Consider the following 12,378-nt stretch of genomic DNA (forward strand, 5'->3'; position numbering starts at 1 on the left):
TGAGCCTTGAGGCTCAGCCAGTAAAAACCCCTTATAGGGGTGGTGCATGCCACCCGTTTTACGGGTGGTCATGACTGGAAAGACAAATGGAATCGGGCACCGGGGTCTCCGGCAAACACCAGCAGGCCGCCCTCGGGCAGAACGGCAGAGGTATCACCCCACAGGACGGAGGAGGCCGTGACCTGGCCATCGGCGTCGTAGACCCAGAAGCCGCCGTCCTCCGGCAGCTGGACGGTCATGGTCTTGCCGGCGGCTCCGGCGGCGTGGTACCAGCGGGCGCAGCCGTCCTCCTGGACGGTGGTATAGGACCGGCCGTCCCCGGTGAAGAGGTCCGGCGCCCCGGCCTCCTCCATGTACAGCGCGCCGTTGGCCTGGAGCCAGGTGACGCCGTCCCGGCTGGACACAGTGATGTCCTGCCCATCCCGGCCGCCGGTGCCGGGGACCTGAAGCTCATACCGGGCGGAGGTCTTATCCGCGATGCGGGCGGCGCCGAAGTAGCCGGGCACGGTCTCCGGCGTCTCCTCCGTGCCGGTACTGGCCACTGCCAGATAGACCTGGGAGGTGTATTTCTCGTTCATGGGCAGGACGCTCAGAGTATAGATATCCGCCCAGAAGTCCGCTACATCCTGGGAGACGGTGTTTTCCGGCAGCTTCACCGCCGCGTAGTTGGAGGCGGGCATGACGCCCAGCTCCGGAAGCTGGCCGACGGCCTTCTGGTAGAGATAGGTCTCGCCGTTGGATTCCTTGACGAACTGCACGCAGGCGGCGCCGGAGGCGTCCCGGAAGGTGCCGTCGGCGCAGTAGGTGAAGGTCTGGGCCGGAAGCGAGGGATAGGCGAGGCAGCGCATGGACAGCACGCCGTCAGCGGAGACCGCCACCTGATACTGGGCGGCGGTGGAGCCGTAATATCCGGCATTCTCCATCAGCTCCCCGGGCATGGCGGCGGGGGCGGACTGGGGGATGACGGGGACGGATTCGTCCAATTCCACGCCCTTGGCCTTCAGCGCGGCGGCCAGCATCTGGGCGGCAGCCAGCTCATTGTAGGTGGACACGCCGCCGGAGGAGAGCACCGCGGCGGCCATGTGATGCTCCGGGAGCACCACCAGTCCCGCGTGGTACACCAGGGTGTCGCCGCCCTTTACCAGGGCGGTGATGCCGTTCTGACGGAAGGGGAACCACTCCACGGCGTCCCAGCCCAGGCCGTAGGACAGCAGGTCCAGCGTGTCGTCCGGCCAGATGCCCCTGGCGTATTCCGGGGCGGCCATGGCGGCGAGGGAGGTCTGGCGCAGCAGCTTGGTCCCGGTGAGGGCGCCGCCGAAGGCCGCCAGGTCCGCGGCGGAGGCGTAGATGCCGCCAGCGCCCACCACGTTCAGGCAGTCCTGGGGCAGGGGGCAGGGGTCAGCGCCGAAGTAGGTGTCGGCCAGGCGGCCGGTGTCAAAGCTGCCGCCGGGGGCGAAGGTGCTGTCCAGTCCGGCAGGTGTTAGGATGTTTGCCTGCACATAGTCCATGAAGTCCTTCCCGGAGACGGCCTCCACCACCAGCTCCGCCAGGGTGAAGCCGTCGTTGCAGTAGACGCTGTACGCGCCGGGGTCCGCTTTCAGGCGCTGGGTGGCGAGGCGCTCCAGCAGCTGGTCCGTGGCGGCGGGGTCTGCGTCGTCAAACAGCATGGCGTCTGTAAAGGTGGAGCCCATCAGGCCGGAGGAGTGGTTCAGCAGCATCCGCACGGTGATCTGCCTGTATCGGGGGTCCGCCATTTTAAAGTCCGGCAGGTACCGGGTGACGGGGGCGTCCAGGGACAGTCTGCCCCGCTCCGCCAGCTGCATGACGGCCACGGTGGTGTAGATCTTGCTGACGGAACCGACGCCGTAGAGGTCTTGGTCCAAGTCCGCGGAGCTTGGGAGCGGGGCCTCGCCGGTGCCTTGGGCCGCCGTCTCACTGCCGGAGACGGTGATCCTGCCGTCCTCCCAGACGGCCCAGCTGATGCTGTTGGCGGCGCTGTAGGTCAGGGCGGCCTTGGCGGCCGATTGGGCGGCGCTGTCCAGCGTGGGCGCGGCGGGCTCCGCCGGAGACGCGGAGGGTTCCGCCGCCAGGGCCGGAGCCGTCAGGCTGAGGGCCAGGACCAGCGCCAGCAGCAGCGCGCGGCAGCGTGTTTGCAGATACTTCATGTTCGTTCCTTTCCCGCCCCGGTGGGGCGCGTTGGTTTTACAGTGTCAGGATAAACCCTCCACCAGGGGGAAGGTCAAGTAAAAAATCAGGACCTCCCATGTTCCAACAGGCGGTCCCGGGAGCGGCGCACCGCTCCCGGCGTCTGCCGGAAACACAAAGGCGGCGTTGAGCGCAAGACTCAACACCGCCTGATTTTTCAATCAAGGCGCGGCACACAAGCCCCATTTCCCGCTGTTCGCTCTTGAAAAAGAGACGGTGCAACAGTATAATGGAGGATACGGTGCAGCAAAAGCTGTTGTGTTGAGTGGTCGTGACACTCCCATAGGGAGATGGCGGGTTGCCGCCCGCCGTCTCCTGCCGCGGTTCATGTTTCCATTTCCAAGTGTAACCGATACGGCCAAGAAAATCAAGTCCCTTCCGGGGGTGAAAAGGGAGGACAGCGGCACTGCCGCTGTCCTCCCTTTTTTAGTGCGTGCTTTGGGGATGTCCCGCCGCCCAGTACAGCAGCTGGACCAGCGTGTTCATCAGATTTATTTTCCGGAGGGAGGGAAGCCCGGCACTCATGGGGCTCCGCCTGTCAGCAGGCCCAGAAGCGGCTCGAAATCCACACCCTCCCGCAGGGGGAGCTGGATCCGGGCGGTCCGTTCCGCGCAGGCCCGGACAAATTCCACGGCCTCCCCGGCGGCGTCTGTCAGGGACTTCCCCTTGACCAGCGCGCCGGTGAGGACGCTGGTGAACACATCGCCGGTGCCGTAGAACACCCGGGGCACCCGGCGGGTCTGCACGGCTTCGGTCCGGCCGGTCCTGGCGTCATAGCACATGGCGCCGGTCAGTTCCGGCGCGGTGGAGGCGCCGGTGAGGACCACAGAGCGCCTGCCGCCGAGACTCAGCCGTTCCACGATCTCCCGGCAGCCATCCCCGCCGGAGGGAAGGGCCTCGTAGGGAACGCCCAGCAAAAGGGCGGCCTCCGTCAGATTGGGAGTGATGACGTCGGCCTGTTCCGCCAGGTGGGCGGTCCCGGCGCACATGGCGGGGGTGTAGGTCTGATAGACCTTGCCGTGGTCCCCCATCACCGGGTCCACCACAGCGATGGTGCCTGGAGCCCGGAAGTCCCGGATAAAGTCCTCCACCATGCCGATCTGCCGCTCGCTGCCCAGAAATCCGCTGTAAATGGCCTGAAAGTCAAGCCCCAGAGACTTCCAGTGGGCGGCGACTTTGGGCATCTCGCCGGTCATGTCCAGAAAGGTAAAGCCCTCGAAGCCGCCGGTGTGGGTGGACAGAAAGGCGGTGGGCAGGGGGCAGCACTGCACGCCCATGGCGGACAGGATGGGGATAGCCACCGTCAGGGAGCAGCGGCCGAAGCCGGACATGTCATGGATGGCGGCGACACGGGGTGTTGACATGAAGAGATCCCTCGTTTCATCAAATCAGAAAATCTATGCCATTGTATCGCAGATTTTGAGATTGTTCAATAGCGGAAACGACAAGGCGGGAGGATTTCACAGAAATAAAAACATCAAAATGACTTTCATACGCAAATGGGATTTTGACAGCAGCGTACGGATGTGCTATAATCAACAAAACTCTAATATAGGAAAAAAGCGGGCATGATGGAATTGGTAGACATGCGGGATTTAGGCGTTGTGACCTCGGTGAAGGCTTTTGCCGCGCCGTCTTAGCGCCGCAAACCCCTCAAAATTGAATATGCGCCTGTGATGGAATTGGTAGACATGCGAGATTTAGGTTCTCGTGCAGCAATGCGTATGGGTTCGAGTCCCTTCAGGCGCACCAGCTCAGAAATTCCTATCACCGCTCCGTTTTCGCCTTGCGGCGAAAACTGCGCTCCGATAGGAATTTCTTCGCTTTCCACCCGAACCCGCTCCGCTGAGCTTCGGGCGGAGAGGGGACGGGAGATGCGATCCATCTATGGAAAAATCGGTTTTAACCTCTTATTGCAGCTCAGAAAAAGCCCTAGGGCGATGAAAAGGCCTTAGGGCCTTTTCATACGCCGGACGTGCTTTTTCTTCGCTTCCGACCGCGATTCGCTCCGCTGGATTCGCGGTCGGAAAGGACAGGGTTGCGTAAGAAAGCATTTTTCTTGCCTTGGTGCAAAAGGAAAAGACAGGCACAGCCTGTCTTTTCCTTTTGGTGCTTTCCCGGTTTGCCAAGGACAAACCGGGCTGCTGCGGCGGGCTGATTAAAATCGTGCAGGAAAACCCTGACGGTTTACTACGCGCCAAGAGCCAGACTTCGCCCGGTTGCGCGTTAGCATGCTCTGCGGAAAAATGATATGTTCCGCAAAAGCCCCGATTCTGCCGGTTTTTTTGCTGCCCAAATGCCGGGATTTCAGAAATTATTTATTGCTAAGAAAAATGTAATTGAAGAATCGTTATTTGATGATATACTGTGCTTTGCAGCGTAGTGGAAAGGAATGGTCATACTTATGAAAAAGAACAGAACTTTTATTGCTATTATTGCTGTTATTTTATGCCTGTGTTTGGCAGGTGCCTGTCTGTCTGCGTGTGGAAAGGCAGCAGAGGAGCCTGCAAAAGAGAATCAACAAATTGGGGAACGCTCAGATAGGGCTTCGGTGGAGGCAAAGTCAGAGTCTGATAAAGCAAAGGAAGAGGAGAATAAAGAACCAGAGGAGCCGGATATTTCGTCGCCTTCCGTCTGCGGCAGGCTTTCTGTTGAGGGCACACAGCTTGTTGACGAGAGCGGGGAGGCTGTGCAGCTGCGAGGCTTAAGCACACATGGGCTGTCATTCTATCCTCAATATGTCAATGAAGCGCTTTTTGGACAGCTTCGCCAGGAATGGAAAGCAAATGTGATACGGCTTGCCATGTATACGGCGGAATCCGGTGGGTATTGCACAGACGGTGACAAAGAGTATTTGAAAAATCTGGTTCGCAGGGGCGTGGAATATGCCGCGAATCAGGATCTGTATGTCATTGTGGACTGGCATATTTTGTCGGATGGCAATCCCAACCAGTATACAGCGGAAGCAATCGATTTTTTTGCACAGATGACAAAAGAATTTTCCGGTTATGAGAATGTGATTTATGAGATCTGCAATGAGCCGAACGGCGGCACCTCCTGGGGAGAAATAAAATCCTATGCACAGAAGGTCATACCTGTTATCCGCGCCAATGCGCCTGATGCTGTGATTCTGGTGGGAACCCCCAACTGGTCACAGTATGTCAACGAGGCGGCAGCAGACCCGATTACCGGTTACGACAATATTATGTATACACTGCATTTCTATGCGGCAACCCATAAGGATGATCTGCGCAATACCATGACAGCAGCGATTGATGCAGGGCTTCCGGTGTTCGTATCGGAATATGGAATCTGCGATGCCAGCGGAAACGGCGGGATCGACGAGGCGCAGGCCAACGCCTGGGTACAGGTTATGGACCAGTACAAGGTCAGCTATGTGGCCTGGAATATTTCCAATAAAAACGAAACCTCGGCGATTATTCAAAGTGCGGTGGAGAAAACCTCCGGTTTTTCCGAAGAGGATCTAAGCGATTCCGGCAGATGGCTGTATCAAATCCTGACAGGGGATGCTTTGCCTGCAGACAGCGGCCAGGCTCCGGCCGTTCAAAGCGGCAGCCGGAATACGGCTGTCCAGAGCGGCGATATGAAGGTTACGGCGGTGCTTGATAACAGCTGGGAAGCGAACGGTCAGCAATTTTACCAATACATGCTGACGGTAAAAAACACCTCAGACCAGCCCTGCGAAAGCTGGAAAGCGGATTTGATGCGTATTGTGAACCGCGGCCGCCATGGAAGATAAGGCCCGGCGAAGGTGTGCGTTGGTCATACGCCGATTTGAAAGTGGCGGTAATCAGTTGGGTACTGTTCTTTTTGGAAACTTTATAAGCGATGACCATGCGCGAATACAGGCCAAGGATCACGCAGACATCGTAATATCGTTCATTCAGTTTGAAGCAGGTAACGTCACTGACCCAGGTATGGTTTGGCTGCGTCACCTGAAATTGCTGCAGAACCACATTTTTTTGGGTCTATTCAATTTCAGCCAGTCTTGCTTTGTTACGGTGCGGATGCTGTACCATTCACTGTTTTTAAAGTTGTAATAATATTTTCCTGTTTGCTGCGGAATTTTGGGAAGGGAAAATGTCTTGTGGCCCATATGGAAGCGTGGTATAATATGACATTCCAGATCTATCAAAAAACTGGGGATTTCAGCCAGAGGAGGGCGCCGGGATGGGCATCCATGACGGACATCGGGAGAAAATGAGACAGCGCTTTTTGAAGGGCGGCCTGGAGTCCTATGCGGACCACGAGGCGCTGGAGCTGCTGCTCTATTATGCGATCCCCAGGCGGGACACCAACCCCATCGCCCACGCCCTGATGGACCGGTACGGCTCCCTGTCCGCCGTGCTGACGGCTCCGGTGGAGGACCTGCAAAGGGTGGAGGGCATCGGGGAGAGCGCGGCCATCCTGCTGAAGCTGGTGCCGCAGCTGTCCCGCAAGGCCCGAATCGCGGACGTGGAACAGGAGACGGTGCTCAATTCCACAGAGCGGGCGGGGGCCTATCTGCTGGAACGGTTTGCGGATGAGAGAAATGAAGTGGTGTATCAGCTGTGTCTGGACCGGAAGGGAAAGCTCCTGGCCTGCAAGCGCCTGGGGGAGGGCAGTGTGACCAACGCGGAGCTGGACCTCCGCAAGGTGATGGAGAACGCCATCCTGACCTCCGCCAGCGCCATCATCCTGGCCCACAACCATCCCAGTGGGCTGGCCCTGCCGTCCAAAGAGGATTATACGGCGACAGACCGGGTCAAGATGGCGCTGCATACCATCGGCGTGGAGCTGGTGGACCACATCATCGTGGCGGACGGCGATTTCGTGTCTATGGCGGATTCCGGATATCTGGACGGTATGGCGGAAATTGCTCCATAAAATCGAACAACTGTTTGCTTTTTGCCGGCTGATATGATATAGTCAATTCACTTGAAAAATCGCATGGGATTTTTCAAGCGGACGGTGCCCGCTGTGGGTAAAGCGCACAGGGATGGATGATGAAATGCAAATCAAGGCCGCGGTCCGCAGCCTGTCACAGCGCACATGCGCTGTGACACTTGAAAAGTGGATTTACCACTTTTCAAGTTATTTGATTATAGAATCCATAGAAAGACAGCCACAGTGAGAATACAATGCTGTTTGCGGAGAATGAATCTATGCCAAAATTTGAAGTCGTTTCTGAATACCAGCCCTCTGGAGACCAGCCGCAGGCCATCGCCGCCCTGGCGGAGGGCATCGAGAACGGACTGAAGGAGCAGGTGCTGCTGGGCGTCACCGGCTCCGGCAAGACCTTTACCATGGCCAAGGTCATTGAGAGGATCCAGCGGCCCACCCTGGTGCTGGCTCACAACAAGACCCTGGCCGCCCAGCTCTGCGCCGAGTTCAAGGAGTTTTTCCCCAACAACGCGGTGGAGTATTTTGTGTCCTATTACGACTATTACCAGCCGGAGGCCTATATCCCCCACACGGACACCTATATCGCCAAGGACGCTTCCACCAATGAGGAGATCGACCGCCTGCGGCTGTCGGCCACCTGTGCCCTGCTGGAGCGGCGGGACGTGATCGTGGTGTCCTCCGTCTCCTGCATCTACGGCCTGGGCGAGCCGGACGACTTCGCCAAGCTGGTGGTGTCCCTCCGGGTGGGAGCGGAGTGGGACCGGGACGAGCTGCTGCGCCGCCTGGTGGAGATCCGCTACGAGCGCAACGACATCGCCTTTGAGCGGAACATGTTCCGGGTCCGGGGGGACACAGTGGAGCTGTACCCCGCCTACTACAAGGACCACGCCATTCGGGTGGAGTTTTTCGGCGACGAGATCGACCGCATCAGCGACTTCAACCCCGTCACCGGCTCTGTGAACCGGGTGCTGAACCACATCGCCATCTACCCTGCCAGCCATTACGTCACCACCAAGGACAAAATGGACCGGGCCATCGGGGAGATCCGGAAGGAGATGGAGGAGCAGGTCCGATACTTTACAGACAACGGCCAGCTGGTGGAGGCCCAGCGCATCCGCCAGCGGACGGAGTACGACATGGAGATGATGGCGGAGCTGGGCTATTGCTCCGGCATTGAGAACTACTCCCGCATCATCTCCGACCGGCCCGCCGGCTCGGCGCCCATGACGCTGCTGGATTTCTTTCCCGACGACTTTGTGCTGTTCGTGGACGAGAGCCATGTGACCCTGCCCCAGGTGCGGGCCATGTACAACGGCGACCACGCCCGGAAGGACAGCCTGGTGAAGTACGGCTTCCGCCTGCCCTGCGCCTATGACAACCGCCCCCTGAAATTCGAGGAGTTTGAGGGCCGTGTGGGCCAGGCCGTATTCGTCTCCGCCACCCCCGGCCCCTATGAGCGGGAGCGGGCGGACCAGGTGGTGGAACAGGTCATCCGCCCCACGGGATTGCTGGACCCCCGGGTGGAGGTGCGGCCCGTCACCGGCCAGATCGACGATTTGATGGAGGAGATCAGCCAACGCGCGGCCAAAAACGAGCGGGTGCTGGTCACGACTCTCACCAAGAAGATGGCGGAGGACCTGACGGAATTTTTCAAAAACGCGGGCATCCGGGTGCGGTACATGCACTCGGACGTGCAGACCATCGAGCGGATGGAGATCATCCGGGACCTGCGGCTGGGCGAGTTCGACGTTTTGGTGGGCATCAACCTGCTGCGGGAGGGGCTGGACCTGCCGGAGGTCAGCCTGGTGGCGGTGCTGGACGCGGACAAGGAGGGCTTCCTCCGCAGCGAGACCTCCCTCATCCAGACCATCGGTCGCGCCGCCCGAAACGCGGAGGGCCTGGTCATCCTGTACGCCGACGAGATCACCCCCTCCATGCGGGCGGCCATGGATGAGACGGAGCGCCGCCGCTCTATTCAGGACGCCTACAACCGGGAGCACGGCATCGTGCCCAAGACCATCATCAAGGGCGTCCGGGAGGTGCTGGAGATCTCCAAGACGGCTGAGGAGGAGACCATCCGGGGCCGCAGAAAGCGGAAGCTCTCGGAACAGGAGCGGGCCGCGGAGATCGCCAAGCTGGAGAAGGAAATGAAGGAAGCCAGCAAAATGCTGGAATTTGAGTACGCGGCGGTGCTGCGCGACCGCATCATCGAGCTGCGGGGGGAGAAATGACCGCGGCGGTTTGTCGCCTCTCCGGTTTTGCCGTCGGGATGCGTTCTCACCGGGAAATATAGGGGGATATCACGATGAAATATGAGTGGCTGGACGAGTATCTTCTGTCCCTTCCGGGGGCAGAGAAGGATTATAAACCCGAGTGGGCCTGGTTCCGGTACATGATCCGGGGCAAGCTGTTTGCCGCCGTCTGTTCGCCGGATGTAAAATACCAGACCTACGGCGGCCACGACCTGGTGAATCTGAAGTGTGATCCGGCAAGATCGGAGCTGCTGCGGGCGCAGCACCCGGAGGTTTTGCCGGGCTTCTACACGGACAAGCGCGCCTGGATCGCCGTTCTGCTGGACGGCGGCCTGCCGGACGAGGTCCTGCGGGAGCTGTGCGGGGAGTCCCACCGGCTGGTGCTGGAAAAGCTGCCGAAATACGTGCAGCGAGAAATTTTGCAGAGCTGAAAAGGTGCCGGTGATCGGACAGTGGGACGGCTTCTATGGAGGAGAGAGACCCATATTTGCCGATCCTGCGGAATGATACGGGGGCCTTTTGAGAGACAATATCCTGGCATATCGGCTGGGTGCTGCGCGCCTGGAACGATATATTTTATCATGCGGCGGCCGGTTGTGGCGCGGTATGGGAGGAGCGGCATATGAAAGAGACGAAAGTGACGAAGAAAAGCCTGCGGGGCGCCTATGCCGGTATTTTGGCAGCGGCCACGCTGTGGGGACTGATCGGCTTGTGGAACCGCAGCTTGATGGCTGGGGGCCTCTCGCCGCTCAGCATCGTGGTGGTGCGGAATTTCGGCGGAATGCTGCTGCTTTTGGCGGTTTTCGCCATCAGGGACCGCAGCGTGTTCCGGGTCAAACGGGAGCATCTGAAATACTTCTTCGGCACCGGCGTGGTGAGCGTGATGTTCTTCACCATGTGCTATTTCTCCTGCCAGCAGATCTGTTCGCTGGCGGTGGCGTCCGTCCTGCTGTATACCTCCCCGTCCTTTGTGGTGATCCTGTCCGCCATCCTGTGGAAGGAGCCTGTGACGAAAAAGAAGCTGCTGGCCCTGCTGCTGACGCTGGTGGGCTGCGCCTGCGTATGCGGACTCTTCAGCGGCGGACTGAGCGTCACCGTGCCGGGGATCCTGCTGGGGCTGGGAGCCGGGTTTTTCTACGCACTGTACAGCATTTTCGGCCGCTACGCTCTGGCCTACTATGACTCCATGACCGTCACGGTGTGGACGTTCATCTTCGCGGGGCCTGCGTCACTGGTGCTGCTGCGCCCGGCGGAGGTCGGCGCGGCGCTGGCGCAGCCCCGGATACTGCTGCTGGCGGCAGGGCTGATCGTGTGCTCCACCGTGTCGCCCTACATCCTCTACACCTGGGGCCTTTCCCGTGTGGAGGCCGGAAAGGCGTCCATCATCGCCAGCGTGGAGCCGGTGGTGGCGGCGCTGGCGGGGATCCTGTTCCTGGGAGAACCTCTGAGTTTGATGATCGTGGTTGGAATCCTGCTGGTTTTGGCGGGCGTGTATATTTTGAGGTGAATCATGGCAAAGCATAGGGAAGAAAAGACAAACGTGATGCGCATCCTGGATCAGAAAAAGATCCCCTACACCGCCCATTTTTATGAGGAGGGCGAGGGCCCGGAGGGCACCCGGGAATACGGCGTGCATGTGGCCCAGGCGCTGGGGCAGGACCCGGCCCGGGGCTTCAAGACGCTGGTGGCCCGGGGCGCGTCCAAGGGCATCTATGTGTTTGAGGTGCCTGTGGCAGAGAATCTGGACTTGAAGAAGGCCGCCAGAGCGGTGGGGGAGAAGTCCATTGAACTGCTCCATGTGGCGGAGATCAATGCCGTCACCGGGTACATCCGGGGCGGATGCTCCCCCGTGGGGATGAAGAAGCAGTATCCCACGGTATTCCACAAGACGGTGTTGGAGTATGAGAGTATTTATATCTCCGCCGGGAAGATCGGCGCACAGGTGGAGCTTGCGCCCCAGGCGCTGCTGGACCTATTGCGGGCGGATGCGGCGGATATCATCGTGGAGTAGAGAGAGGCCCAGGTGGAGGCCTACGGCGAAAGCATCCGCGGACCACTGAAAGTAGAAATCACTGAAGGCATCGGAAAGGGTCCAGCGGGCATCCTGGCTTAATGGAAAGGTTTCCAGCAGGGCTTGGATGGCAGTTTCGTCGTAATTCTTGGCCTCTCCCAGAATCTCAATACCGTAGTGATCAAACAACTTTTCGTAGATTTGTTTCATATAAGTCACCCTTTCAAAATAGAACTTTAAATGTTCTATATGATTTTATTATAGAACATGATAAGTTCTCTGTCAAGGAGAAATTTAAATGGAAACTTTACAGGTGCTAGGTGGGAGGCTAAAGGAGCTTCGAAAAGAACGTGGGCTTATTCAGCGCGAATTGGCAGATGTTTTGAAAATTACAGATGTGCATTATCGGCGTATTGAAGCTGGAAAAGTAAACATTCCTACCTTGACATTATGCACGCTGGCGGATTATTTTGGTGTGACCACGGAGTATCTGCTGGGGCGGTCGGATCAGCGGTGATCCGTTCGGCCTGCGGGTGAGACAGAGAGTTTCGTGCTGTGGGCGCGGGACGGGGGGTGTGCCGCTTTGCGGCACGGGAATGCGCCCCCATTTTCTTTGGGTCTTGCCCAAAGAAAACGGTCACGCCCGGTCAAAAGAAAGGCGCTTTGGTGTCCACAGTTGGCCCATCGGGCCAACTGTGGACGAGGCGTGGGGTCCCAGAAAGAGACCGATGGTGGTCGATGCTGGATTCTGCGTTGGGCGCGGGCGCGGCTTTGCTGAATCTTTTGGCCTTGCGCCACGCGAATTGGAATTGCGAGGTCGGGCAAAGACTGAAAGGACCAGCGGCTCTTGTCGCTGCCGCTCTTTGGTTCCTTGTGGAAGTGTCTGCGTGTGGGCCTTATACGGGACCAGGCAGCGGCAGCGGGGCCAGAGGTGAAAGCTTTTTATCAGCCACCTCAAATTTGCACCCAAGCCTCAACCTGCGGCGGCGCAGTTCTAAACCCGCA

The 12,378-nt window shown here is 59.0% G+C and carries 10 protein-coding genes, 1 tRNA gene and 1 pseudogene; 8 read left to right on the forward strand and 4 right to left on the reverse strand.

Going from position 1 to position 12,378, the window contains the following annotated elements:
• Window positions 1-68: 68 nt before the first annotated feature.
• Together Q0Z71_RS11905 and Q0Z71_RS11910 are read right to left on the reverse strand one after the other, a co-directional pair.
• Window positions 69-2,165, reverse strand: a complete 2,097-nt coding sequence (locus Q0Z71_RS11905; RefSeq protein ID WP_298022846.1) for a serine hydrolase — start codon at window positions 2,163-2,165, stop codon at window positions 69-71.
• Between the two features lie 561 nt (window positions 2,166-2,726).
• On the reverse strand, window positions 2,727-3,569 hold the full coding sequence (locus Q0Z71_RS11910) for a pyridoxamine kinase (RefSeq protein ID WP_298022849.1): 843 nt from the start codon (window positions 3,567-3,569) through the stop codon (window positions 2,727-2,729).
• A gap of 303 nt (window positions 3,570-3,872) precedes the next feature.
• Between Q0Z71_RS11910 and Q0Z71_RS11915 the strand changes: the two genes are divergently transcribed.
• Together Q0Z71_RS11915 and Q0Z71_RS11920 are read left to right on the forward strand one after the other, a co-directional pair.
• Window positions 3,873-3,957, forward strand: a tRNA-Leu gene (locus tag Q0Z71_RS11915).
• Window positions 3,958-4,609: 652 nt separating this feature from the next.
• Entirely contained in the window at window positions 4,610-5,965 is a 1,356-nt protein-coding gene (locus Q0Z71_RS11920; RefSeq protein ID WP_298022852.1) for a cellulase family glycosylhydrolase, read from the forward strand.
• Window positions 5,966-5,969: 4 nt separating this feature from the next.
• On the opposite strand, the pseudogene Q0Z71_RS17145 reads toward Q0Z71_RS11920, so the two are convergent.
• A pseudogene (locus Q0Z71_RS17145) lies at window positions 5,970-6,182 on the reverse strand (DDE-type integrase/transposase/recombinase); the annotation flags it as partial.
• 214 nt (window positions 6,183-6,396) lie between these two features.
• On the opposite strand from Q0Z71_RS17145, the gene radC reads away from it, so the two are divergent.
• From radC to ybaK, 5 genes are all read left to right on the forward strand, one after another.
• Window positions 6,397-7,092, forward strand: a complete 696-nt coding sequence (radC, locus tag Q0Z71_RS11925) for a DNA repair protein RadC (protein ID WP_298022855.1) — start codon at window positions 6,397-6,399, stop codon at window positions 7,090-7,092.
• 278 nt (window positions 7,093-7,370) lie between these two features.
• Window positions 7,371-9,341 (forward strand): excinuclease ABC subunit UvrB, encoded by a 1,971-nt coding sequence (gene uvrB / locus Q0Z71_RS11930; protein WP_298022858.1) that lies wholly within the window; start codon window positions 7,371-7,373, stop codon window positions 9,339-9,341.
• 74 nt (window positions 9,342-9,415) lie between these two features.
• Window positions 9,416-9,793, forward strand: coding sequence for an MmcQ/YjbR family DNA-binding protein (locus Q0Z71_RS11935; protein WP_298022861.1), 378 nt, complete (start codon window positions 9,416-9,418; stop codon window positions 9,791-9,793).
• A gap of 191 nt (window positions 9,794-9,984) precedes the next feature.
• Window positions 9,985-10,869 (forward strand): DMT family transporter, encoded by an 885-nt coding sequence (locus Q0Z71_RS11940; protein ID WP_298022864.1) that lies wholly within the window; start codon window positions 9,985-9,987, stop codon window positions 10,867-10,869.
• Between the two features lie 3 nt (window positions 10,870-10,872).
• A complete protein-coding gene (ybaK, locus tag Q0Z71_RS11945) occupies window positions 10,873-11,373 on the forward strand; it encodes a Cys-tRNA(Pro) deacylase (protein WP_298022868.1) in 501 nt (166 codons plus the stop codon).
• Here the strand turns inward: ybaK and Q0Z71_RS11950 are convergent.
• Window positions 11,335-11,583, reverse strand: coding sequence for a hypothetical protein (locus tag Q0Z71_RS11950; protein WP_298022871.1), 249 nt, complete (start codon window positions 11,581-11,583; stop codon window positions 11,335-11,337). The genes ybaK and Q0Z71_RS11950 overlap by 39 nt on opposite strands.
• 88 nt (window positions 11,584-11,671) lie before the next feature.
• On the opposite strand from Q0Z71_RS11950, the gene Q0Z71_RS11955 reads away from it, so the two are divergent.
• Window positions 11,672-11,890: a helix-turn-helix domain-containing protein gene (locus tag Q0Z71_RS11955; RefSeq protein ID WP_298022872.1), complete on the forward strand. Its 219-nt coding sequence runs from the start codon at window positions 11,672-11,674 to the stop codon at window positions 11,888-11,890.
• The last annotated feature ends 488 nt before the right edge of the window (window positions 11,891-12,378 follow it).

Source organism: uncultured Dysosmobacter sp., assembly GCF_947631635.1.
Taxonomy (GTDB): domain Bacteria; phylum Bacillota; class Clostridia; order Oscillospirales; family Oscillospiraceae; genus Oscillibacter.

What these genes read in the sequence shown, in the direction of transcription:
- Q0Z71_RS11905 (WP_298022846.1), bottom strand. Translation starts at nt 2,165, where the DNA reads ATGAAGTATCTGCAAACACGCTGCCGCGCGCTGCTGCTGGCGCTGGTC.
- Q0Z71_RS11910 (WP_298022849.1), bottom strand. Translation starts at nt 3,569, where the DNA reads ATGTCAACACCCCGTGTCGCCGCCATCCATGACATGTCCGGCTTCGGC.
- Q0Z71_RS11920 (WP_298022852.1), top strand. Translation starts at nt 4,610, where the DNA reads ATGAAAAAGAACAGAACTTTTATTGCTATTATTGCTGTTATTTTATGC.
- radC (WP_298022855.1), top strand. Translation starts at nt 6,397, where the DNA reads ATGGGCATCCATGACGGACATCGGGAGAAAATGAGACAGCGCTTTTTG.
- uvrB (WP_298022858.1), top strand. Translation starts at nt 7,371, where the DNA reads ATGCCAAAATTTGAAGTCGTTTCTGAATACCAGCCCTCTGGAGACCAG.
- Q0Z71_RS11935 (WP_298022861.1), top strand. Translation starts at nt 9,416, where the DNA reads ATGAAATATGAGTGGCTGGACGAGTATCTTCTGTCCCTTCCGGGGGCA.
- Q0Z71_RS11940 (WP_298022864.1), top strand. Translation starts at nt 9,985, where the DNA reads ATGAAAGAGACGAAAGTGACGAAGAAAAGCCTGCGGGGCGCCTATGCC.
- ybaK (WP_298022868.1), top strand. Translation starts at nt 10,873, where the DNA reads ATGGCAAAGCATAGGGAAGAAAAGACAAACGTGATGCGCATCCTGGAT.
- Q0Z71_RS11950 (WP_298022871.1), bottom strand. Translation starts at nt 11,583, where the DNA reads ATGAAACAAATCTACGAAAAGTTGTTTGATCACTACGGTATTGAGATT.
- Q0Z71_RS11955 (WP_298022872.1), top strand. Translation starts at nt 11,672, where the DNA reads ATGGAAACTTTACAGGTGCTAGGTGGGAGGCTAAAGGAGCTTCGAAAA.